Raw genomic sequence first — 320 nt, 5'->3', positions numbered from 1 at the left:
CAGGTCTGGCTGGACTGCCAGGTCATGGAGCAGAATGAGGGGCTGACAATCAACTGGGATAGCGTCGAACAGCTGTTCGACCCGGCTCTGCTGGATAGCCTGTTCTATGCCTGGGAAACCCTGCTGCTGACACTGGCCACCGATGCTGACAGCTGGCAACGTCCCTGCCAGCCTCCCCTGCCTGACAGTGACGCTCACCTTTGGCGGACACTGAACGACACTGCTTGTCTATGGCCGGATGCACAAACCGCCACCCTGACCAGCGGTTTTCTGGCACAGGCTCGCAGTCATCCGCGACAGACGGCACTGGTCGCCGAAGA

The 320-nt window shown here is 60.6% G+C and carries 1 protein-coding gene; it reads left to right on the top strand.

Annotated elements, in window-relative coordinates:
- Positions 1-24 precede the first annotated feature (24 nt).
- Positions 25-320 (top strand): hypothetical protein (locus E1189_RS00215; protein ID WP_155158148.1); only part of this gene is annotated, 296 nt, incomplete at its 3' end.

This window comes from Parendozoicomonas verongulae, from assembly GCF_009711465.1.
Classification (GTDB): domain Bacteria; phylum Pseudomonadota; class Gammaproteobacteria; order Pseudomonadales; family Endozoicomonadaceae; genus Sansalvadorimonas; species Sansalvadorimonas verongulae.
The sequence above is the reverse complement of the archived record's forward strand: the minus strand, read 5'-3'. Positions and strand labels throughout refer to the sequence as shown.